The 22584-nt window shown below is 63.8% G+C and carries 20 protein-coding genes and 1 pseudogene; 10 read left to right on the top strand and 11 right to left on the bottom strand.

Annotated elements, in window-relative coordinates:
* Window positions 1-144: 144 nt before the first annotated feature.
* Window positions 145-981, bottom strand: a complete 837-nt coding sequence (gene tsf, locus OW521_RS04205) for a translation elongation factor Ts (protein WP_268023217.1) — start codon at window positions 979-981, stop codon at window positions 145-147.
* Window positions 982-1102: 121 nt separating this feature from the next.
* Window positions 1103-1996 (bottom strand): 30S ribosomal protein S2, encoded by an 894-nt coding sequence (gene rpsB, locus OW521_RS04210; RefSeq protein WP_268023219.1) that lies wholly within the window; start codon window positions 1994-1996, stop codon window positions 1103-1105.
* Window positions 1997-2429: 433 nt separating this feature from the next.
* Here rpsB and OW521_RS04215 point away from each other — a divergent pair.
* Window positions 2430-2834, top strand: a pseudogene (locus tag OW521_RS04215) (M23 family metallopeptidase); the annotation flags it as partial.
* 102 nt (window positions 2835-2936) lie between these two features.
* Here the strand turns inward: OW521_RS04215 and OW521_RS04220 are convergent.
* Complete coding sequence (locus OW521_RS04220; protein ID WP_268023221.1) at window positions 2937-4127, bottom strand: acyl-CoA dehydrogenase family protein; 1191 nt, start codon at window positions 4125-4127, stop codon at window positions 2937-2939.
* Window positions 4128-4398: 271 nt separating this feature from the next.
* On the opposite strand from OW521_RS04220, the gene OW521_RS04225 reads away from it, so the two are divergent.
* The 4 genes from OW521_RS04225 to ribA all read left to right on the top strand — a co-directional run bounded on the left by OW521_RS04225 (window position 4399) and on the right by ribA (window position 9069).
* Complete coding sequence (locus OW521_RS04225) at window positions 4399-5502, top strand: hypothetical protein (RefSeq protein ID WP_268023223.1); 1104 nt, start codon at window positions 4399-4401, stop codon at window positions 5500-5502.
* Between the two features lie 754 nt (window positions 5503-6256).
* Entirely contained in the window at window positions 6257-6940 is a 684-nt protein-coding gene (locus OW521_RS04230; protein WP_268023225.1) for a haloacid dehalogenase type II, read from the top strand.
* A gap of 124 nt (window positions 6941-7064) precedes the next feature.
* On the top strand, window positions 7065-8498 hold the full coding sequence (gene merA / locus OW521_RS04235) for a mercury(II) reductase (RefSeq protein WP_268023227.1): 1434 nt from the start codon (window positions 7065-7067) through the stop codon (window positions 8496-8498).
* 91 nt (window positions 8499-8589) lie between these two features.
* Window positions 8590-9069 (top strand): GTP cyclohydrolase II RibA, encoded by a 480-nt coding sequence (gene ribA, locus OW521_RS04240; RefSeq protein ID WP_268023229.1) that lies wholly within the window; start codon window positions 8590-8592, stop codon window positions 9067-9069.
* A gap of 34 nt (window positions 9070-9103) precedes the next feature.
* Here ribA and OW521_RS04245 read toward each other — a convergent pair whose 3' ends face one another.
* Window positions 9104-9766, bottom strand: a complete 663-nt coding sequence (locus tag OW521_RS04245) for an aldo/keto reductase (protein WP_268023232.1) — start codon at window positions 9764-9766, stop codon at window positions 9104-9106.
* 377 nt (window positions 9767-10143) lie between these two features.
* On the opposite strand from OW521_RS04245, the gene OW521_RS04250 reads away from it, so the two are divergent.
* From OW521_RS04250 to OW521_RS04260, 3 genes are all read left to right on the top strand, one after another.
* Entirely contained in the window at window positions 10144-10863 is a 720-nt protein-coding gene (locus OW521_RS04250; protein WP_268023234.1) for a FadR/GntR family transcriptional regulator, read from the top strand.
* 193 nt (window positions 10864-11056) lie between these two features.
* Window positions 11057-12409, top strand: coding sequence for an MFS transporter (locus OW521_RS04255; RefSeq protein WP_268023236.1), 1353 nt, complete (start codon window positions 11057-11059; stop codon window positions 12407-12409).
* Between the two features lie 27 nt (window positions 12410-12436).
* Window positions 12437-13210 carry an SDR family NAD(P)-dependent oxidoreductase gene (locus OW521_RS04260; protein ID WP_268023238.1) on the top strand — a complete coding sequence of 258 codons (774 nt, stop codon included), beginning with the start codon at window positions 12437-12439 and terminating at the stop codon, window positions 13208-13210.
* A 299-nt stretch (window positions 13211-13509) separates the two neighbouring features.
* Here the strand turns inward: OW521_RS04260 and ppk2 are convergent, their stop codons facing one another.
* The 4 genes from ppk2 to OW521_RS04280 all read right to left on the bottom strand — a co-directional run bounded on the left by ppk2 (window position 13510) and on the right by OW521_RS04280 (window position 17285).
* Window positions 13510-14445, bottom strand: a complete 936-nt coding sequence (gene ppk2, locus OW521_RS04265; protein WP_268023240.1) for a polyphosphate kinase 2 — start codon at window positions 14443-14445, stop codon at window positions 13510-13512.
* Window positions 14446-14694: 249 nt separating this feature from the next.
* Entirely contained in the window at window positions 14695-16389 is a 1695-nt protein-coding gene (locus tag OW521_RS04270) for a SulP family inorganic anion transporter (RefSeq protein WP_268023242.1), read from the bottom strand.
* Between the two features lie 100 nt (window positions 16390-16489).
* Window positions 16490-16657: a hypothetical protein gene (locus OW521_RS04275; RefSeq protein WP_268023244.1), complete on the bottom strand. Its 168-nt coding sequence runs from the start codon at window positions 16655-16657 to the stop codon at window positions 16490-16492.
* Window positions 16658-16670: 13 nt separating this feature from the next.
* Window positions 16671-17285: a Chromate resistance protein ChrB gene (locus OW521_RS04280; RefSeq protein ID WP_268023246.1), complete on the bottom strand. Its 615-nt coding sequence runs from the start codon at window positions 17283-17285 to the stop codon at window positions 16671-16673.
* Between the two features lie 252 nt (window positions 17286-17537).
* Here OW521_RS04280 and OW521_RS04285 point away from each other — a divergent pair, with 252 nt between their 5' ends.
* Together OW521_RS04285 and OW521_RS04290 are read left to right on the top strand one after the other, a co-directional pair.
* Window positions 17538-18344: a COG4280 domain-containing protein gene (locus OW521_RS04285; RefSeq protein WP_268023248.1), complete on the top strand. Its 807-nt coding sequence runs from the start codon at window positions 17538-17540 to the stop codon at window positions 18342-18344.
* Between the two features lie 3 nt (window positions 18345-18347).
* Window positions 18348-18569, top strand: coding sequence for a hypothetical protein (locus OW521_RS04290; RefSeq protein ID WP_268023250.1), 222 nt, complete (start codon window positions 18348-18350; stop codon window positions 18567-18569).
* An 894-nt stretch (window positions 18570-19463) separates the two neighbouring features.
* Here OW521_RS04290 and OW521_RS04295 read toward each other — a convergent pair.
* The 3 genes from OW521_RS04295 to OW521_RS04305 all read right to left on the bottom strand — a co-directional run bounded on the left by OW521_RS04295 (window position 19464) and on the right by OW521_RS04305 (window position 22576).
* A complete protein-coding gene (locus tag OW521_RS04295; protein WP_268023251.1) occupies window positions 19464-20984 on the bottom strand; it encodes a CYTH and CHAD domain-containing protein in 1521 nt (506 codons plus the stop codon).
* Window positions 20985-21122: 138 nt separating this feature from the next.
* Window positions 21123-22274 (bottom strand): hypothetical protein, encoded by a 1152-nt coding sequence (locus OW521_RS04300; RefSeq protein ID WP_268023252.1) that lies wholly within the window; start codon window positions 22272-22274, stop codon window positions 21123-21125.
* Window positions 22274-22576, bottom strand: coding sequence for a hypothetical protein (locus OW521_RS04305; protein WP_268023253.1), 303 nt, complete (start codon window positions 22574-22576; stop codon window positions 22274-22276). The genes OW521_RS04300 and OW521_RS04305 overlap by 1 nt, the downstream gene beginning before the upstream one ends.
* Window positions 22577-22584: the final 8 nt, after the last annotated feature.

Genomic DNA, 22584 nt, shown 5'->3' on the forward strand with positions numbered 1-22584 from the left:
GTGCCTTCCCGTTTGTGGACTCTGGCTAGATTATCTTGCTGTGGGCCGGGCAGAAAGCCACCGACTGTAGATGCATGCGATGCGTGCCTGCCGTTGCATGCAAAAGGGGCGGCCACCGCAGTGACCACCCCTTTTGAAGTCTTACTAGTTTCCTACCCGGAAACGAGCGACTGCGGTCGCCTTGACGCCGGCCTCTTCGAGAACCTGGGCAACGGTCTTCTTGGAGTCCTTGGCGAATGCCTGGTCCAGGAGAACCTCACCCTTGTAGAAGCCGGTCACGCGGCCTTCCACGATCTTGGTGAGGGCGGCTTCCGGCTTGCCTTCAGCCTTGGCGGTCTCTTCCGCGATGCGGCGCTCGGACTCGACCAGTTCGGCCGGGACGTCTTCGCGGCTCAAGTAGTTCGGAGCCATGGCTGCAACGTGGACGGCAACGTCGTGGGCTGCGGTAGCAGCGGCGTCGCCCTCGCCCTCAACGGCGAACAGTACGCCGACCTGGGCCGGGAGGTCCTTGGAGGTCTTGTGCAGGTAAGCGTCAACCGTGCCGCCTTCAATGCGGGCGATGCGGCGGACGACGACCTTCTCGCCGAGGACTGCGCCTTCTTCGACGACAACCTCGGAAAGGGGCTTGCCGTCGACGTCGATGGCCAGCAGGGTCTCGAGGTCCGCAGCGCCGGACTCGACAGCGACGGTCAGGACTTTGTCAGCCAGCTGGATGAACTTGTCAGCCTTGGCGACGAAGTCGGTCTCGCAGTTGACCTCGATCATTACGCCGACGCCGCCGGTAACCTTGGCTGCAACCAGGCCTTCAGCCGTGGAGCGGCCTTCACGTTTGGTAGCGCCCTTGAGGCCCTTGATGCGGATGATCTCGATGGCCTTCTCGGCGTCGCCGTTGGCCTCGTCAAGAGCCTTCTTGACGTCCATCATGCCGGCGCCGGTGCGCTCGCGCAGGGCCTTGATGTCAGCAGCAGTGTAGTTCGCCATGTGAACCCCTCTGTCTAGAAATTTATGTGTTTACGGACTGACAGGACGGCAGCCCACCTAGTGGGCCGCCATCCTGTCAGTAGCTCCCCGCACCGATATGAGGCGCAGGAAAGATCCGGATTTACTTGTCTGCTTCGGCTTCGCCGGCAGCAGCTTCGGTGGCCTCGGCGGCCGGGGCTTCAGCGGCTTCCGCTGCTGGGGCTTCAGCAACCGGAGCTTCGCTTGCGGGAGCTTCAGCGGCTTCGGACTTGCTGCCTTCGAGGAGCTCGCGCTCCCACTCAGCCAGCGGCTCTTCCGGAGCCTCTGCAGCACCGGTTGCGCGCTGGTTACGGGCGATAAGGCCCTCAGCAACAGCGTCAGCAACCACGCGGGTCAGCAGGTTTACGGAGCGGATGGCGTCGTCGTTACCCGGGATCGGGAAATCAACTTCGTCGGGGTCGCAGTTGGTGTCCAGGATGGCAACAACCGGGATGTTGAGCTTCTTGGCTTCGTCAACGGCCAGGTGTTCCTTCTTCGTGTCAACAACCCACAGAACGGAAGGAGCCTTGGTCAGGTTGCGGATACCACCCAGGTTGGTTTCCAGCTTGGTGAGTTCACGCTTGAGGAGCAGGAGCTCCTTCTTGGTGTAACCGGAGCCTGCAACGTCCTCGAAGTTGATCTCTTCGAGTTCCTTCATTCGCTGGATGCGCTTGGCAACGGTCTGGAAGTTGGTGAGCATGCCACCCAACCAACGCTGGTTGACGTACGGCTGGCCAACGCGGGTAGCCTGCTCAGAAATTGCTTCCTGGGCCTGCTTCTTGGTGCCGACGAACAGGACGGTGCCGCCGTGGGCGACAGTAGCCTTGACGAATTCGAAAGCGCGGTCGATGTAGGACAGCGACTGCTGAAGGTCAATGATGTAGATGCCGTTGCGCTCCGTGAAGATGAATCGCTTCATCTTCGGGTTCCAACGACGGGTCTGGTGTCCAAAGTGGACGCCGCTGTCAAGCAGCTGGCGCATAGTTACGACGGGCATGCCGACGCTCCTTCCGGCAGGTCATTCATGAGAACGCCACACGGGCCGCTCTTACCCTGCCAATAGTTGACGGTTGATTAGCCGAACCCGAACGGGCTCTGGCTCCTGGCATCCATTGCGCTTCTCATCCGGCCAATGACTCGCCGGACCGCAAGAGGCACAATCCTCCGCAGCGTTGAATCCGCAAGGATTCGCAGTTGGAGGGGTGGATACGCGTAGTCAGCCTGGAGCCCCCGCGCAACTGAATGAGAGGCGCTTCTAAACAAGCTTGAGGGCACAGCAAACTGCTCCACCAAGTGTACTACAGCGCCCCCACCCTCTTGACCGCAATGCACGGCGTTCAGGCTCCGCATTCCCGCGCTTCCTCGTCGGGTTTTCCACATAGTCAGTCTTGCGGCTTCCGAGACTCACCAAGCTGACGAAGGCTTGTTCCATGAGAACGGCAAATCTTCTGGTCCTTCTACCCTTGGTCCTGGCTTTGGGCGCGACGCCCGCCGCTTCCACTCCGGGATCCGGCGCAACCGCCGCCAGTCCCCGCCCGGACTGGGCGTGGCCGCTCTCCCCCAAGCCCGTCGTAGCGCGAAGTTTCGACCCTCCGGACAAGCCCTGGCAAAGCGGGCACCGCGGCGTAGACCTGCAAGCAGCCGGCGACGGCGCCCCGGTCACCGCTCCTGCCGACGGCTCCGTGAGCTTCGTAGGCGTCGTGGTGGACAGGCCGGTGATCGTGATCGACCACGGCGACGGGCTCCGCAGCAGCTTTGAACCCGTGAGCAGCGAACTCAAAGAGGGCGCCACCGTAATCAGGGGCCAATCAATCGGTATGGTCACCGCCGGCCACTGCTCCGAAACACCTTGCGTCCACTGGGGAGTGCGGCATGGGGAGGACTACGTGAACCCGCTTGCCTTCGTCACGGATCTCAGGCCGTCCGTGTTGCTGCCGCTAGACGATGGCGGAAATCCCCGTGATGGCCCGCCCAGTGACGAGGGTGTTGATTTCGTGGGTGCCTTCGTAGGAGTAGATTGCCTCGGCGTCGGCGAAGATCTTGGCCATCTCAAAGTCCGTGACAATGCCGTTGCCGCCCAAGATGCCGCGGCCCAGGGCAACGCTTTCGCGCATGCGGGCTGTGGTGAAGGCTTTCGCCAGCGCGGATTGCTCGTCCTTGGCCACGCCGGCATCCTCAAGCTGCGCGAGCCGGACCATCATGCCCATGGAGCTGACCGTGTTGCCCAGGATCTGCACGAGTTGTTGCTGGACCAATTGGAACGAAGCCAGGGGCCTCCCAAATTGGAGACGCTCTACCGCGTAGCGGCGTGCAACGTCGAATGCCGCAAGCTGCTGCCCCACCGCTTGCCAGGCAACCGAGAGCCGCGTGACTTTGAGGACCTTGTTGGTATCCCTGAATCTGTTGGCATTGGCCAGCTTGAAGAAGTCGGGAATCACGACATTTTCGAGAGTGATATCGGCGTTCTGGACTGTGCGCAGCGAAATTTTGTTTTCGATCTTGGCGGCCTTGAATCCCGGGAGGCTAGTGTCCACCATGAAGCCTTTGACCTGGTTGTCGGCGAGGTCGCGGGCAAAGATCACCACCCAGTCGGAAAACGTGGCATTGCCGATCCAGCGCTTGGCTCCGTTGAGGATCCAGTTGTCGCCATCGCGCAGCGCGGTGGTCCGGGTGCCGCCCGCGACGTCCGAACCGCCCAGCGGTTCAGTCAGCCCAAAAGCTCCGATCTTCTTGAGCGAGTAGATGTCGGGCAGCCAGGCGTCCTGCTGCTCCTGGGACGCCAGGGCCTCGATGGACCCTGTGAACAAACCGTCGTGGACGCCCATGAACGTAGCAATCGAGGCATCGGCGCGGGTTGCCTCCGCATGGACGAGGCCCGCAAACACATTGGAATAGCCTTGCCGTCTCACGGGGCTCACGAGGTCGATCTCAGCCAATTTGGGGATCAGCTCCATGGGGAACTCTCCCCGGTTCCAGCAGTCGACCGCAATCGGCTTGACCTCTCGGGAGAGGAAGGCCCTAATTTCGGCCAGCCGATCCTGCTCCTTGTCTGTGAGCAGTTGCTCGAAGCCATAGAAGTCGCCATCGGCGTACGGGAGGTTCTCGAGGTCGATTGCTGCCTTGGACATGGCGCTCCTTTGCGTAAGTTACTGATGAGTAACATACCTCAACGCCAGCCTCAGCACAAGCAACCCATCCCGCCATGCAACGCCTCCACGAAGCAGGCGGGAGACCGATTCCCGGGCAATATCGCGGCCCCAGTCCCCCAGTTCCCGCTCCCCCTTGACAGTTCCCGTTAACCTCCATGCCCCCGGGTGTTGGTGGTTTGCACGGTGCGCTCCCAGCCCGCTCCCCTAGGTTGGCAGGGACATCGTTTCCCCAATCTAAGGACGATTTTCAATGGCTGTTACACCCAACAAGCTCAAGCGCACCTCGATGGTACTGATGGGCGCGGCTGTTGCTGCCTCCACGATTGTGTCCGTGACATTGCCGGCCTCCGCTGCGGATGAGGGTGAAGGTCACGCCGCGCCGAGCGGTTACACCGTGAAGACCTTCTCCCCGGTCGGCACCGAGTCAGCACCTGACGACGTCACCCGGATGGGCGATTCAGTGTACGTATCGTTCCAGAATGGCGTTGGCCCTTTGGGTGAGCCGTCCGCAACCGGGATCACGGCCAGCACCGTGCAGCAGTTCAGCCTCGACGGCAAGCCCGGCAAGTCCTGGCAGATCACCGGCAAGGTTGATGGTCTTACAGCCGATCCGGAACATCACCGTCTCCTCCTCACCGCCAACGAGGACGGCAACTCGAGCTTCTCAACCCTCAGCCCGGACCAGGCGAAGCCGCTGGCCACGTACACGTATTCGGGCCTCACCCACGGCGGCGGAACCGACGCGGTATCAGTCGTCAACGGCAAGATTCTCGTCAGCGCCTCGGCTCCTGCAGACACTTCGGCTCCTGCTGCCTATTCCGTGGCGCTGGAAGGCACCACGGCCAAGCTGACGCCCCTTTTCAGCGACAATGCCACTGCGAAGGCGGCGAACGGCCCCCGAGCCGGAAAAGAAACCACGCTGGCCCTCACGGACCCGGACTCCAACACCCTGGTTCCGGCTTCCGCTCCGCGGTTCAAGGACTCCTTCATGCTTGACGCACAAGGTGACCAACAGCTGATCTTCGCCTCCAACCCGGGCAGTGGCAAGCAAACTCTCCAGGTACTGTCGGTTGCCCAGCCCCTGGATGACACCGTGTTCGCGGCCCATTCCAACCAAACCCTGTTGGTCACCGATCCGAAGGACAACAAGGTGTTCTCCGTGACGGGTCCGTTCAAGGCAGGCCAGGCCGTCTCCACAGTGGTACCCGATGCGGGCCCGGCGTACCTGGCAAACCTTGACCTGAGCACTGGCACTCTCGCTCCTATCAAAGAACTGGCCGCCATTCACCCCAAAGGATTGATGTTCACCGACGGCGCTGAGGACAACTCGCACGACGGCCAGCGCTCCGAATAACGGTTACATCAAAGGAACCCCTGATCTGCGTTTCCGCAGGTCAGGGGTTCCTTTTCGGCAAGCTACCCGGGCCATGCAGGTTCACGTCGCCAGCTACTCCGGGACTCCGCGGCCTCGGCCGGCATAGCGACGATGACAGGGGATATCGGGGCCCATCCACGCTTCAGCTGTACCATTCCTATCCGGGCGGAACCCAGCCGGAAGGAACCCGGTGGCTGTCGGTTTGGCCACATCTTGGGCAGGTATAGCTTGCCGATGGCGACCGGAGCCCGCTGCCGTCGACGGCGTAAACCGCGGGTACATACCCATGGACGATCAGGGAATAGCCGGGGCCGCAGCGCCCGCACGCCGGTACCCTGGGCGGCGCGGCGGGGACCCGGGAATGATGGGTTGTCGGTCGATGTTCTGCACGTGCAAGCGTCATTGTCCCTCACGTTCTCTTCGTCCTATTCAAGAATCCGCTGTCGACAAGGTTTTTTGGGCGCTTGCCGGACCGGTTATCGCCCCACGAGGGCAAAACAGGGACGCGGGCGCTCCGATGAAGGAGACCGCCGGCGTGTGGTGGCCATCACCATACGTCAGGAATTCTTCAAAGGACATACCTCGGATAAAAGCGATGGTCCGCGATCAGTTAGCACGTGAAACGGTGGGGATGAAACTGGACCCTAGGTGCGGTGCCTCGAGAGCCGTCTAGGATACCGTGCACGCCCCGGATAGTTTGGACAAGGTACAGGCCAGGAATGAAGGAGAACACATGAATAGCGCACCGTCAGTCGTAGTTTTTGACGTGAACGAAACGCTCTCGGACATGTCTCCAATGGGGGAGCGTTTCGCCGAAGCCGGCGCCCCCGCCGAGTTGGCTAAAATCTGGTTCGCCACGCTGTTGCGAGACGGCTTCGCCCTCACCGCCGCCGGCGACAAAGGCACCTTTGCCGACATCGGTGCGGAGGCCCTGCGCGGGCTCCTCGCCGGCGCAGGCATCGAGAAGGATCCGGAGATGGCGGTGAAGCACGTCATGGCAGGGCTGGCTGGGCTCGGCCTCCACCCTGATGTCCAGATCGGAGTCCGGGAACTACGGGCAGCGGGGTACCGGCTGGTCACCCTAACCAACGGCTCCGTCCAAGTCGCGGAAAAACTCTTCGGCGCAGCCGGGATGCGGGACCAGTTCGAACGGCTGCTTTCCGTGGAAGACGCCCCGGCCTGGAAGCCTGCCCGGGCCGCCTACGACTACGCCGCCGCGGCCTGCGGAGTGACCTCCGAGCAGATGCTGCTGGTGGCCGTGCACCCCTGGGACATCCACGGCGCAGCCCGTGCCGGCCTCAGCACGGCATGGATCAACCGGACCGGGGCAAGGTACCCGAATTATTTCGCCTCCCCCGACTACACGGTTGCTTCCCTGGAAGAACTCCCGGCCGCCCTGAGGACACCGGGAGCCTGACCGTCCCTCCCGACGGGGCCCGCCCGGCCCCACGGTGGAAGGTGCAGACTGGGGGCAGACCCATACATGAGGCACCGCTGCCGGCATGGCGCGGTGGTTCATTCGTACGACTTTGGAGGATTTCATGGCTGAAACACCGTTCGATCTGGCCGTCATCGGCTCCGGCGGCGGAGCCTTCGCGGCCGCCATCCGAGCCACCAACCTCGGCAAAAGTGTCCTGATGGTTGAGCGTTCCACCGTCGGCGGCACCTGCGTGAACACCGGATGTGTTCCCTCCAAGGCACTCCTCGCGGCGGCAGAGGCCAGGCATGTTGCTCTGAACGCATCCGGTCGGTTCCCCGGCATCAGCACCTCCGCCGTGGAAGTGGACATGGCCGGGCTGATCGGCGGGAAGCGTTCACTGGTGGAGACGATGCGTTCGGATAAATACATAGACCTGATCGAGAACTACGGCTGGGAGCTGCGCCAGGGAAATGCCGTATTCGCCGGCGGCCACGACGATCCGGTTCTGGAAATCACCGGGCCGGACGGGGCGCGTGAATCGATCGGGGCGGCACACTATCTGGTGGCCACCGGTTCGGCCTCCTGGGCGCCCCCGATCGAGGGACTGGCGGACCTGGACTATCTGACGTCCACCACGGCGATGGAACTGGAGGAGGTGCCCGAATCCCTGCTGGTCATCGGCGGTGGCTACGTGGCCCTCGAACAGGCCCAACTCTTCGCCCGCCTCGGGTCCAAGGTCACCATGCTGGTCCGCTCCCGTCTGGCCTCGGCGGAGGAACCAGACGCTTCCAGGGCCCTGAGGGAAGTTTTCGCCGATGAGGGCATTCGGGTCGTTCGCCGGGCGGCTGTGTCCTCCGTGCGCGTGGACCCCTCCACTGGCGGGATTGTCGCGAGCGCGACAGTGTCCGGCCGGCAGGAGGAATTCCGTTCCGCAAGGCTGCTTGTCGCCACGGGGCGGCGCCCTGTGACCGCGGGACTGAACCTGGCCGCCGTCGGCGTGAAAACCGGGGACGGCGGCGAAATTCTGACGGACAACCGGCTTAACAGTTCGAATGCGCGGATATGGGCGGCCGGAGACGTGACCGGACACCGCGAATTCGTCTACGTCGCAGCCGCCCAGGGCTCCGTGGCGGTGGAGAACGCGTTCAACAACGCGGGTCGAGAGATCAACTACCGGAACCTGCCCCGGGTCGCTTTCACCACCCCGGCCTTGGCAAGGGTGGGCATGACGGACAAGGAAGCCAACGAGGCCGGGATTCGGTGCGAGTGCCGGGTCCTGCCCCTGGAATACGTGCCCCGGGCCCTGGTGAATAGGGACACCCGGGGATTCATCAAGATAGTTGCTGACGCCGACACCGGACGGATCGTGGGAATCACCGCCGTCGCGAAGGACGCCGGGGAACTGGCCGCGGCCGGCGTCTACATCCTCGAGGCCGGGATGACCGTGGAGCAGGTCGCGAACTTGTGGAGCCCTTACCTGACGATGGCCGAAGGCATCAAGATCGCAGCCCAGTCCTTCACCACGGACGTCTCCAAACTCTCCTGCTGCGCCTGACCCCTACCCCGTTCACACCGGAAGACCTGGAGCGCGTCGCTTAATGGCGGCACCTTCAGTCTGAAAGGCCGGGGCATCCTCGCCACAGATAGTGCGTTATAAGCGCTGTGGCGAACAGAGGGAGACTGCCGGAGTCACCGGAGACGTCCTGGGCTCGCAGCGGTGCGACTGCGGGCCTCAACTCCGCGAAGCGGCCGAGAGGATCACTGTCGAGGGTGGCTTCCTGCTGTACCTGAGGCAAGAAGGAAGGAGCATCGGGCTCTACGAGAAGCTTGACGCCTACTCCCTCCAGGACCGGGGGCTGGACACCTACGCCGCCAACCTCGCTCTTGGCCACGGCGAAGACGAGCGGGACTACCGTGCCGCAGCCCAGATGCTGCTCGCTGTCGGGGTGGATCGGATCCGGTTGCTGAGCAACAACCCCGACAAGGCCATCCAGCTCGAGGCAAACGGCATCGCCGTGGCCGAGCGCGTGCACACCGCTGTCCACCTCTCCCCCGCAAATGCCCGGTACCTGACCGCGAAGCGCGACCATACCGACCATACGATTGACCTCGGGCCAGTCCAGTAGCCCTTGACGGTAGCCTTGTCCGCGCAGGCCACCGCTAGACGCGTTCCGGAAAGGATTCGACTTTGGCGGGGTCCCGCCGGCTGGCTCCCCCGATCGCGGCGGACACGTTGGGGTTGGCCAGGACCCAGGCCACGGCCAGCGTGGCCAGCGGCACGCCGAGGTCTTCAGCTATCGGTTTGAGCTTCTCCACCCGCTCCAGGACGAGTGGCTGAATGAACTTGTGCTCCGTCTTCAGCGCGCCGTCCTCGGAAGTGAAGCGCGACGACGACGGAACGGAACGGCCGCCGTCGTACTTTCCGGTCAGGGCGCCCTGGGCCAGCGGGGACCAGCACACTTGCGTGATCCCGAGTTCTTCGCATACGGGAACCACTTCGGCCTCGATGACACGCCACAGCATGTTGTACTGCGGCTGGCTGGAAACCAGCTGGATGCCCAGCTCGGACGCCAGCGCCGCTCCAGCCCGGATTTCCTCCACGGTCCACTCGGAGACGCCGCTTTCCAAGGCCTCGCGGTAGCCGATGAGCCGTTGCAAGGGGGGCACACCCCCAAAGTTGCTGTTTTCCTCATCGCGGATGCCGATGAACGCTATCCGCTCGTGGCCCAGGTTCAGCAGGTGCCTCGCGGCGTCCCGCCCGGCCCCGACGTTGTCCACGGACACGGATCCGATGCCGTGTCCTTCTGCACCGAGCAAGGCCACCGTTGTCCTTGGGAGGCGAGCGATTCCAGTTCTTTCCCGCAGGGCCGAAGAGCCATGATGATGGCTCCGTCCGAGCGGCCGTGCAGGCGCGGGGATCCGAAGAATCGCTCACGCTGTCCAGGGGTGGCGAGCTCATAGAGAAGAACGTCATACCCGGCGTCGCGAAGCGTGTGTGTGGCCGCGCCCGGCCTTCCTGTCCGTACTCATCGCGCCGTCCCCGGCCACCGGCACCTGCGCCTATTGTCCGGTGGCCTCTTTGGCACCTAACTTGCCGCCTTGTCCCGAAGGATCCCTGGCGCGTTGCGGGAGATGTTGCTCAGGGAACAGGGCGTTTCTGTAGTGTTGGTCTTCGAGACCGAACGAAGGCGGGATGCTCTTTGAGCCGCAAGACACTTGTTGACGATGTTGTCGACGGGCTGCTCGATGACATCCTTGAGGGGAAACTCGGCCCCCACGATGCAATCCCCAGCGAGTTGGAGATCGCCGCCGCCTACGAGGTCAGCCGACTTACTGTGCGTGAGGCGCTCAAGGCGCTGCGGGCACAAAACATCCTGTACGTGAAGGCCGGCCGCGGTACGTTCGTGAACCCGGCCGACGCCTGGACGGGTCTCGGCGCGATTTTCAAGGCCGCCTCCCACGGAAGCGGCGCAGACCAGGTGTCGGTGGGCTTGATCGAGGTGCGGCGGATGGTGGAGACCGGGGCGGCAGGGCTCGCGGCGACGCGACATTCCCCGGAGGATGCGGACCGGATGCGGCAGTGCATCGCCGACATGAAAATCTCCCACGCCGCGGGTGACCTGGACCGCTTCGTGGCGGCCGACATCGGATTCCACGACGCCGTGCTCAAGGCGTCCGGCAATCCATTTGTCCGGGCACTCTTCGCCCAGTTGGGCCAGCTTCTGTACGCGGCCCGACGGGAAACCTCCGCCGTCCCCGAGATCCAGCTCCACGCCATCGACTACCACCAGCGCGTGCTGGACAGCATCCTCACCGGCGATTCCGAACTCTCGCGGCGCGTCATGGACGAGCACATGGACCAGACGTACGAGGACTACGAGCGCTACGTGCACGGTACCAAGCCCGGACACAGGCAGTAGCTCCACGTCCAGGCCGCCACGCGAAAACTGTATTTCGATCCGAGTATTGACCCCCTGCTCACGGCATCGTATGATTTTCGTCATATCAGATGTCTGACATCTGACTCAATTAGATCGAATGATTCCCTCACATCCCCTGGATTCCCCGCTGAGCGCAGTTGCCGGTGCGGATCCGACAGACAGAAGGTCAAAGATGACTTCCCTCACGATGCGCTCCCCCGCCCTTGGTGAACTGGGTGAACACACGCTGCGCAAGGTGCGCCGCCGCATCATGCCCCTCATCGTGCTGCTGTACTTCGTCGCGTACCTGGACAGGAACAACGTAGGTTTCGCCAAGCTGACCATGAGCGCGGACATCGGCCTCAACGCCGCCGCCTACGGGCTCGGCGCCGGGATCTTCTTCCTCGGATACGCGCTGCTCGAAGTTCCCAGCAATGCGGGCATGTACCGATTCGGCGCACGCAAATGGCTGGCCCGGATCCTCATCACCTGGGGCCTGCTCGCCGCCGCCATGGCCCTGGTGAACGGCGAATCCAGCTACAACATCCTCCGCTTCCTCCTGGGAGCGGCCGAGGCCGGATTCTTCCCCGCCATCCTGTTCTACCTGACGCTCTGGTTCCCCGCCGCGCAACGCGTTACCGTGCTGGGGATCTTCATCCTCGCGCAGCCACTGTCCAACGCGCTAGGCGCTCCGGTCTCCGGCCTGCTGCTGCAAATGGACGGCGTCCTGGGCCTCCACGGCTGGCAGTGGCTCTACATCCTTGAGGGCATCCCTGCAGTCCTGCTGGGCCTTCTCACACCGATTCTCATGACAGACCGGCCTCGCGACGCCAAATGGCTCAAAGACGACGAGCGCGAATGGCTCGCCAACACCATGGACGCGGAACTTGCCCTCAAATCGAAGTCCGGACACCACAACTTCCTGGCCGGACTCAAAGACAAGCGCACCCTCGCATATTCCGCCCTGTATTTCGGTCTGGTCTGTGGCATTTACGGACTGGGCCTCTGGATGCCCACCATCGTCTCGGCACTTGGCAAGTTCTCGACGACGGAAATCGGATTCATCGTCTTCATTCCGTACGCCATCGCCGCGGTGTTCGTGTATTGGTGGAGCAAGCGCGCGGACAAGACCGGCAAGCGCGCATGGCACACCGCAGCCAGCATGATTCTCGCCGGCGCGGGCCTGCTTGCAGCCGGCTTCCTACTCCCGGTCAACCCCTTCCTCGCAATGGTGGGCCTCATTGCCTCGGCCATGGGCATCTACGGGGCCATCGCGCCCTTCCTGTCCATGCCTTCGGCCGCGCTCACCGGCGCTGCGGCAGCCTCGGGCCTTGCCCTCATCAACTCGCTGGGCAACTTGGGCGGCTTCGTGGCCCCATACGCGGTGGGCCTCTTGAAGGACGCCACCGGCAACAACCAGAGCGGCCTCGTTTTCCTCTCCCTATGCCTGGCCGCCACCGGCATAGCCACCTACCTTTACGCACGCAAACGCCCCGAAGGCGACGCCACGCTTGCCCAAACAGCTGAGCCTTCCGACCCCTCCTGATCCCGCACTACCGAAGGAAACCAAGCAATGACCTCCACCAATTTCCCCACTGCCCGCACAGTTGTGCTCACCGGAGCCGCCTCGGCCCGAGGCATCGGCCGCGCTGCTGCGGACCGGATGGCCAGTGAAGGCTGGGCCGTGGCCATCCTGGACATCAACGGCGTCGATGCGAAGGCAGCAGCCGACGAGATCGCCGCAAAGCACGGCGTCCAGACGATCGGGCTGGGCGCCGACGTCTCCGACAAGGACTCGGTGGACACCGCAATCGCCCAGGTGGAGGCAGAGCTGCCGCCGATCGTCGGGCTGGCCAACATCGCCGGTATCAGCAACCCCACCCCGTTCATGGAAGAGACCGTCGAAGGATGGGACCGAGTGTTCGACATCAATATGCGCGGCACATTCTTGGTCAGCCAGGCCGTACTCAAGGGCATGATCGAACGCAAGGTCGGGCGCATCGTCAGCATCTCCTCCATCTCCGCCCAGCGCGGCGGCGGCACATTCTCCAAGGTCGCCTACAGCGCATCCAAGGCAGGCGTCATCGGCTTCACCCGCGCCCTGGCCCGCGAAGTCGGCGAGCACGGCATCACCGTCAACTGCGTCGCACCCGGCCCCATCGACACCGACATCATGGGCGGCACCCTCACCGAGGAACGCAAAGCCGAAATGTCCCAGGGCATCATGATGGGCAGAGTGGGCACCCGCGAGGAAGTAGCCGCGCTGATGAGCTTCCTCCTCGGCGAGGACGCAGGCTACATCACCGCGGCAACGTACGACATCAACGGCGGCCTCCAGGTCTCCTGACCGTTCACCAAGCACCTAAAGGAGCGTGCCCCCGCGGCTCCGGCTGCCGGGGGCGCGCATAAGTATGCGGGGCCGCCGCGTCAACACGAGCAAAAGAGCCCCTGACCTACGTTTCCGCAGGTCAGGGGCTCTTTTTGGGTAGGGACTTCGGCGACTACGGTTTCGGTGTCCAAGCGTGGCATGTCAGAGAACCGCTCGGCAAGGTTGTTGATGACAGCCACAAGGGCCCGTGCTTCAATCTTCCCTTGTCATCGGGCTGGCAGGCGGCTGCTAGCACGAAGGGATTCCGCGGCGGAAGTTCAGTCGCCGACAGCTATCCGGCCTCGGCGCACGATCAGCGGGTCGGGGTCGTGGACCACCGCGGTGTTTTTGCCGTCGTAGTCGAACTGGTTGAGGAAGTAGCGCATGGCGTTGATGCGTCCGCGCTTCTTGTCGTTGGATTTGATGGTGATCCAGGGCGCGTGGTCTGTGTCGGTGCGGAGGAAGGTTTGTTCCTTTGCCTCGGTGTAGGCCTCCCACCGGTCGAGGGAGGCAAGGTCCACGGGCGAGAGTTTCCAGCGCCGGACGGGGTCGATCTGGCGGATGGCAAAGCGGGTGCGCTGCTCGTGGCGGGTCACCGAGAACCAGAACTTGTTCAGGTGGATCCCGGAATCCACCAGCATCTTCTCGAACAAGGGCGCCTGCGCCATGAAGGCCTGGTATTCCTCGTCGGTGCAGAATCCCATGACGCGTTCGACGTTCGCGCGGTTGTACCAGGAGCGGTCGAACATCACGATTTCACCTGCCGTGGGCAGGTGCTGGATGTATCGCTGGAAGTACCACTGGCCCTGTTCACGGTCGGAGGGTTTTCCCAGGGCGACGGTCCGGGCGGAGCGTGGATCGAGGTGCTCGGTGAAGCGCTTGATCGTCCCCCCTTTGCCGGCCGCGTCGCGGCCCTCGAAAACGATCACGTTCTTGTAACCGTGGTCCTGGCCCCAGTACTGGAATTTGAGCAGTTCGATCTGCAGGAGGTATTTCTCCGCTTCGTATGCGTCGCGGGTCATGCGTTCGTCGTAGGGGTAGTCCTCCCGCCACGTCTCCACAGCCGAGCCGCCGGGGTCGATAAGCTCCGGGTCCTCGCCTTGGCCGCCGCGGACCGTGTATCCCAGCTCAACGAGGCGGTCGATGGCGGCGCGAAGATTGTCCCTGACCCACCAAGGGTCCTCGGGGGTCCACGATTTCTCTGCCTCCCCCATCCGGGCCTCCTCTTGGCGCCGCGAAGTGTCGCCCGCAGTCTAACAGGACAATAGGCATGCCAGGCAGGTTATTTTTCGGCCCGGCATGCCTGCCTGACATCCCGATCAAGTCCACCATGGTGGCGCTGTTAGCGTTGTTCGGATCGGACCAGCGGGAGCGGTTCTGTCAGGGAAACTGCTCCAACATCGGTCATCCGGGGCCGGCCCCCGTCCCGGAGGAAATGGTTGATGACTGTGATAACCGCTTCCCTACGCCTCCCCATCCCCCCGTTGGAACGCCCTTACTGCTGCGCTCACTGTTGGGTAGAAATGTTCGGAAGAGAAGCGGGCGCCCATGCCGTATTGCAACAATTTGTCTTTGACCGGGCCTTTGAGCTCGGCGAACACAAGGTCCACGCCGTGCCGGTCTAGCCATTCGTCAAGCTGCACCAACTCGTCCAGCGCAGTCGTGTCGATTCCTGTCACGGGCTCTGCCGCCAGCACCACGCGTTCTATGCCGCCCGGCGCCTGGTCCAGTTCGTTGCGCACGAAGGACCCCAGCAAGGCTCCGTTGCCGAAGAACAGCGGTGCGTCGAAGCGCAGGATCAACAAGCCGGGGATGCGTTCCCCTTCCGGATGCCGGCGCACGTCGTGATACCCCGGTACCCCCGGCACGTCCACAAGTTCAGTACGGTAGGGGTCCCAAGCCCGCCGTAGGAAGTCCAGAATTGCCAAGCCGATGGCAACGGCGATGCCCGGGAGGACGCCCAGTATGGTGACCCCAAGAAATGCCGCGAGCATCACCAACGATTCACTGCGGCTCATGCCGATAAGCCGTCGCACACCGGCCGGGTCGGCTATTCCTGCGGCTGCGGCGATGACAATGGCGGCAAGGGTTGCGGCGGGCAGGAACTCGGTGACGCCGGGCGCCACGAGCATGAATCCGAGCACCAGTACTGCGCCTACGGCCCCTGTGAGCTGGGATTTCGCCCCGGACTCGACTGCCACCGGCGTGCGGGACGTACTTGCCGACACCGGGAAGCCACCCAGTAGCCCGCTGGCAGCGTTCGCGGCACCCAAGGCTGCCATTTCATGGTTGCCGGATACCCTGCCGCCCTCTGCGGCCGCCAGGGATTGGGACAGGGTTCCGGTATCAACGAAGACGATGAGGGCGATCGCGGCTGCGGCGGGCAAAAGTGCCAGGACGTCGGCCCAGCCAATTCCGCCCAGGGCTGGTGCGGGGAGCCCCTGCGGGAGGGCACCTGTGACCTTCAAACGCTCGTGGAGTCCCAGCAGGGCCACTGCGATGCAGGCCACAACTACCGCAATGAGCACGCCCGGAACCTTCCATTTCAGCCAGCGGGGAACCCAGATGAGGGCCAGCGAGACCAAGCCGAGCAGCAATGCCGTCAAATTGGACTCGCCGGCAAACACCTTCGGCACGGCGGCGAAGAGTTTTTCCCAAGGTGTGCCGCCTGCCACGGACATCCCCAGGAGGGTGGGAAGCTGGGACACAGCTACCAGCAAGGCGATGCCGTTGAGATAGCCGAGCCGGATGGGCTTCGACAACAGTCCCGTGACGATTCCCAGCTTCAGTGCCGACCCGAACAGCAAGATGGCGCCGATCAGTATGGCCAGGAGACCCGCCAGCGCAACGGATTTCTGCTTGTTATCCGCGGCCAGGGGAATCAATGCTGCAACGATCATCGGCGCGAGCGCGGAATCCGGCCCCAACACCAGCACACGCGATGGCCCGACTGCTGCGTAGACAATCAGAGGCACTACCGTCGCGTACAGGCCGGTCACCGGTGGAAGACCGGCGGCCTGGGCGTATGCCATGCCCGCGGGGACCAAGATCGCGAAGAGAGCGGCGCCGGCCACCAGGTCGTGGCGCAGCCACTCGCTCCTGTAGCCACGCAGGGCTGGAGGGACCGCCCAGAATGGAGTCTTTCCGGATCGGCGCATATTCCGATCATGTCCCATCATGCCCCTGCTCGCCATCTGTAATCGGGCGAACCCAGGGCCCAGCCAGTCTCCGTCTACGGGATCACGAGCAGGTGGTCGATCAGTTCCTCGGGCACGGTCTCGGGTTGGCCAGCGGCGCCTGGATCTCCCGCAGCCGGTCCGGGCCCTGGGGGATCTTCAGGTACCACCCGCGGTCGGTTCCGCCGGTGCGCCGCCGCAGGGTGATGCCCCGGGAGGCCAGGTCCAGGCCGGAGGTGTGGAAGGTCATCGCGGATCCGTCGTCAGAGCGAGGCGTTGTCGGCTTCGTAGACCTGGGAGGCGAATTCTTCGAGTGTCACTGCGCACCGGGCGAGCTCATCGGCCACCTTTTCGGCCATGGGCGCACCGAGGACGTCGCGGGCTTTGACCTTCTCGAACCACCCGCGGAGTTTCCCGAGGTCCTCCTCGTTTTCCTCCAGTTCGCCATAGGTGAAGTGCTCTTCCCTGACCTCTTTTTCCACCCCGGCGTGGAAGTCGCGGCACTTGTCGAGAATCTCCTCGTATTCGTCGTTACGGGCTTCGTTGAACATGTTCACGAGGTCGTTCTCGCCGATGAGGGATGCCGCGTTGACCAGGAATGCCTTGCCTGCCATCGATTCGACGATCTCGTTGCGCAGGGCGCGCATGGCCCGCTCGTTTTGGGGTGTGCGGGGCGCGGCGGCCGCGGAATTCTGCATATAGACGGCGCCCAGATTGCGCAGCCGGCGCCAGACCGCCGCGCGCAGGCGCGTGGGTTCGCTGGGTACCCGGTAGATCAGGATGAGCCAGGTGATCGGGTCCTGGCTCCCGGTCCGCGCCGGCCGTGGTGCTTCCGTCTCAGGGCCCGGCCCGGTGGGCGTGTTCGTTTCGACGTTCATCAGGTCTCCTCTTGTTGCCAAGGCCCATCGTACCGTCTGCCGCTCGCGGGACGGGTGACGTCCGGTGTTTTGAATACATGACGGTCGGCTATCTTCCGCTCGTGAGTGGTTGCATCCAAGGTGAGAGGTTCCCGATATCCGAAGCTATAACATCATCAACCTGCCACAGGTCATCATGTTGCATATGGGATATAACGATGGTTACTATGGATAACGAACGTATGGCCAAAAGGATTCGAAAGGGTGGTAGTCATGGGTTCAAGTACCGATTGGGGCTTGGCCATTTCCGTGTTTGTGGCCGCCATCGTAGAGATGGTCGAGGCATTGACTATTGTGCTCGCGATGGGCATGACCCGGAGCTGGAAGTCGACGCTGGTCGGCATTGGGGCGGCGCTTGTGGCGCTGACCGGATTCACTACAGTTACGGGGTATGCCCTGGCGACCTGGCTGCCGCGCTCGAGCCTGCAGCTCGTGATAGGCATCCTGCTGCTGGTCTTCGGGCTGCAGTGGCTGCGCAAGGCAATTCTGCGCTCCTCCGGGCGCAAGGCCCTGCACGATGAAGCGCTAATCTACGAGAAGCAGGCCAAGGCCGCCGCCGCGGCCGGGAACGAGACCCGGTTCGGGCTCGACTGGTTCTCGTTCGTCATCAGCTTCAAGGGCGTGTTCCTCGAAGGTGTCGAGGTGGTCTTCATCGTCATCACCTTCGGCCTCAACGCCCATAACATGCCTGTCGCGATCCTGGGTGCGGTTGCCGCCGTGGTCGTGGTCCTGCTCGCCGCGGTTGTCGTCCACGCGCCGCTGACCAAGGTGCCCGAGAACACCCTCAAGTTCGGTGTGGGCCTCCTGCTCGCGACGTTCGGCACCTTCTGGGCCGTCGAGGGCCTGGGAAGCCTCACCCCGGACCGGACCAGCCTTGAGTGGATCGGCTCGGACTTCGTCCTGCTGCCGATCCTGGCCGGCTGGCTGCTGCTCTCGGTCGTGCTGGTCCGGGTCCTCAGGGTCCCGGTCGCTGCCCCGAAGGCCTCAACAGCCCTCGTCGACGCCCGAGGGGAGGTCTAAGCAATGAAATTCCTCAAGGGATTCGCCCAGTTCTGGTACGACTTCATCATTGGAGACGACTGGAAGATCGCCGCCGCGGTGGTGTCCGTGCTCGCCGTCGGCGCCGGATTCGTCCTGAACGGTTTCGAGCACTCCCAGCTGCTCCCGCCGATCCTGGCAGTTGCCCTGGGGGCAGCCTTCGTCGTCGCCCTCGCCATCGACATCAAACGGCACCCGAAAAACTAATATGTAGTTCGTTCTGTCAACGGGCAGGAAGAAGCGGTCCCGGGTATTTCCGGGACCGCTTCTTCGCGATCCGGGGAAATCCGGGCACCGGATGCTCCGGCGTGTCGTTGTCGACGGCGTGACCAGTCGAATATGCGCCGGTTGGTTGCCGCGATCCAGGGGCTCCCTCTCGCCGCCCCTCCGGCGTCGAGACGGCGCTTGACGCATGAGCCCGCCATATCCGTTGGCGCACAGCGAAGGCCGCCCGCTGTTCACGCACCGTCCACCTGCGCCTTGCCTGCACTTTACGTTCGCCTGTGCATCTAACAGTTGTCACTCCAAAGAATGACAGCCGAGATATTTTCATCACATCAGAAGTTCGTTGTGCCTCACCCACGTCGCCCCATTGCTCTAGCTCTCGGTTCTCTCCTCATCGCCGCCACAGTGTCGGCCTGCGGTGCGGCTGCCGGCGATTCCGGCACCGGATCCGCCTCGGTCTCCGCGGAAGGGTGCAGGCAATCTCTTTCATTGTCGCCATTGACGTGAAAGGCGACCGACTCAGGTCGTCGCTGCAGGACGCGAACGACCGCATTGAAGAGTCCGCTCGCCGCCCGTGGGCTATTCCGGGATACGAAAGCGCCGTGAATGTGGTCATCCATGGGTTAACCCCGCACACCTTCAGAAAGACGGTGTGAACCCTGCTGGAGGCCTCGTCAGACGTGGCTGTCGCTTCCGCACAGCTTGGCCACTCGAGCGAAACGTGACAAAAAAGCACTACGTCCAGAAAACCCACGAGGCCCCAGATAACACATCGCTTCTTGAGGCGTTCGGATCAGATCCAAAGGCGGCTTTCAAACAGGAGTGAGTCCTGCTCAGTACGATATGGCATGAGTCCATCAAAAACCGTCGGAGCATTTACTTCCTGCGAAGGGATTTCGGCCGGAACTGCGCCCAGGCGAGAAGGAACTGTGCCCGGGAGTCGGATCCGCGCTGTTGTTCGAGGGCATGCAGACGCCCATAGCTGAATCCGTTCGCTCCTTCCGAAGGGGCCGTCGCGCCCAGGTCTCGGAGCACCTCGCGAGTGACCAGGCTGTCCTGGTGCTCGCCGAGGACCTGTTGAACGTGCTCCGCGGCCCGTGCCAGCCGGCGGGCCCGCTTCCCGTGGATCGCGGCCGCCGCCTCGGCCGCATACCGCAGTCGTTTCGCGGACTTGCGTACCTCGTGCAGTGCAGCATCGGCCGGCGCCCCCTCCTGTGCGCCGTCTACGGCGTCGACGGCATGCTTCAGGCGGGACCGGTCGGCCGCTACCCGGTCTGCCACGCACTTCCCGGCCGGCTTGCGGGCGCGGTCCGAAAGCGGCGGATTGGTGACGAAGGAGTCGAGGGAATCGAGCAGTCGGAAGTACCTGTCACTGTCAAGGGCTGCCAGTCCGGCCGCCCGTGCGTCGTGGTGTCTGGCGCCGAGGTGTTCCTCTATCCGCTGTTGGACAGGGCCCACGAGAAGCTCCGTCGGTTCAGCGCCGATCATATCCCTGAGTCGCTGGAGGATGACCTCCGTGTCGCGGGCAGCACCCACAGCCCCTGCCAGCCACTTCAGTTCTTCCCGCAGACTCCGGGCGACCGTGAGGTCGGTGAGTTTGCCATAGGTGGCCAGGGCCGAGCGCATGCTGCGTGCGGCGACCCGAAGCTGGTGTACGGCGTCCGGCAGGTCCTCTCGCACGCCGGGGTCATGCGTTTTCAGAGCCTGCAACAGGGCGTGCATGTAGGCCATAAGCACTGCCGAGGCCGGGCCTTTGCGCGTCGGTTTTGGCGGGGGTGCGGGCGTGTCAGGGTAGCTGGCGCCCAGGGCACGTGCAAGCTTCGAGGGCAGTGCCGCCGGGTGCTGGCCGGACCCCGCCAGAAGCGTGTCTGCCGCGTCGAGCAGGTCGGGGCGCCCGTCAACAAGTTCGATCTCCCACTCCCGCCAGCTGCTGGATTCGGGCGTGCCAAGGAACGTGCGGGCGTCCACCCGGTCATCGCAGAAGTCGGCCAGGACCGTGTTGGCCGGCCCGTACAGGGACAGGACCGTGCGCCGTGTGCTCAGTTGTGCGACGGGGACCAGGACACGGTCACGTGTGTGAACGAGCACGAGCCTCCGCAGGCGTTCCGGTGCGCTGTCGGGGTCGCTTCCCACGGGCTCGGTCATCTCCCGACGTTCACCAGGTCCGAGAGGCAATTTCAGGTGCCAGCCGGCGTCGTCTCCGCCGCTGCGCCGCCGCAGCGTAATTCCCTGGGCCGCCAGCGTCAGATCCCCGGTATCAAAATAGACCGCATCCAGGTCTTCTTCTTCAGGCGCCCCGACCCGGTCCACCCCCGCGAGCATGGCCAGTTCCGGCAACGGGGCACCCTGCTCGACTTCGTACTTTCGTTCCACCTCTACGGTGTCTTGCCCGGTCATGATCAATTCTAAGTCCGCGGCCCCGTTCACAACGGGGCCGAGAGTCCCGACTTTGGCCTAACGGAACTTGAGATCAAGCGCGAACGGATCGCCGTCAGCGTCAGTCACCAAAACCCCGGATTTTTGCCGGCTGGCGGTTCAAGGCGTAATGGCGGCGGCGGCTTGGTCGAGTTCGCCATGGCAGCGGGCGAGCCAGGCTTCGCCCCAGAAGAAGTTGCAGCTGGTCTGGGCTTGGAGGAGATGGCGGCGGGCCAGCTCGAGGCCGGGGTCGGACCGGTCGGCCCGGTTGGCGGCGGCATGAAGTTGCCCGCTGACCTGCCGGACACGCGCGAGGGCCTCGCGCTGGGCGGGGCTGCCGGTCCACTGCGTGAAGCCGCTGCCGTCGTGCCAACCGGTGTTCCAGGCCCCGTCGCGCACTACTACTTCGCCGTAGGGTGGGTGGCGGTCGAGGTGGTCGGCTATGAAGGTGGGGGCGATACCGCCTGCGGTGCCGCTGCGGGCCCGTTCGAGGAAGGGCTGGTAGAAGGCAGTCCAGAAGTTGACGCCGGCGGTCGTGTTTCTGAACCATCCGCCGTTGTCGCCGTCGGTGGCGGTAGTGACCAATGGCGTGAAGTCGCAGTGCCGGGTGCGGGCGTTGACCTCGCGGATGAACCAGTCGGGGTCCATTCCGGACTGCTGTGCGTCGGAGAGTTCCCTGTCGCGCACGACCACGGTGATCTGGGCGCCGCCGTGGCGGGCGACATGCGTTCGGTAGCGCAGTTCGTCCCAGCGCATCGCATCGACCGCCTCGACGTTGTTGGAGTCGACGAGCACGTACTTGTAGCCCATTGCCTGCAGGAGGGGGATGAGCTCCATGGTGAAACCCATCTCGGGCGGCCAGAACCCACCCATGTGGGGGCGGGCGAAGAGCCGTTCGCCCGTTTGGCGCCACGCTTGGAGCTGGCCGGGCCAGTCGTGGGCGGGTATGAGGGGCAGGACGGGGTGGTGGTAGCCGGTGGCGAGGACGTCGATGATGGCGGTGTTCTGCAAGTGCCAAAGCAACGATCCGCAGTCCACGATCCCATACACGCGGGACTGGAAGGCCGGATCCGCGAGGGTCTCGAGCAGGGTGCCTGAGATCGACAGGTGGACCCGGCCGATGTCCTCATATGGCCAGAGGGACCTTGGGATGCGGTCGAGGGCGTAAAGGATCTCTCGGGCGGCCCACGGGTCGGCCTCGAGCAGGTTCTCGAGGTTGCCGGCGGGCTGGTGCAGGTTGAGCACCAGCGCGAAGTCGATCTGCCCGGCCATCAGGCGGCCTCGCAGGCTTCGATGGCGCGGCGGGCGAGTTCGGCGCCATAGTCGGTCCAGATTCCCTGACCCCAGTAGCGGTAGCAGCTGGTCTCACACGCCAGCAGGTAAAAAAGCGCCCGGCGGTAGGCGGGATCGCTGCTGGGCACCCCGGCGGTGAGGAATCGCTGGTTGAAAAGGGCGCTGGCCCGCTGCATCGGGGCAAGGACGCTGTCATAGCCGGACACCCAGGAAATGTTGTTGGTCCAACTGCCGCCGTCCATGTGGAACCTGCCGTCCTCTCCGGAGAGCTTGTCGATCACTTCTTCGA

The sequence above is a fragment of the Arthrobacter sp. MMS18-M83 genome (assembly GCF_026683955.1).
Lineage (GTDB): Bacteria > Actinomycetota > Actinomycetes > Actinomycetales > Micrococcaceae > Arthrobacter.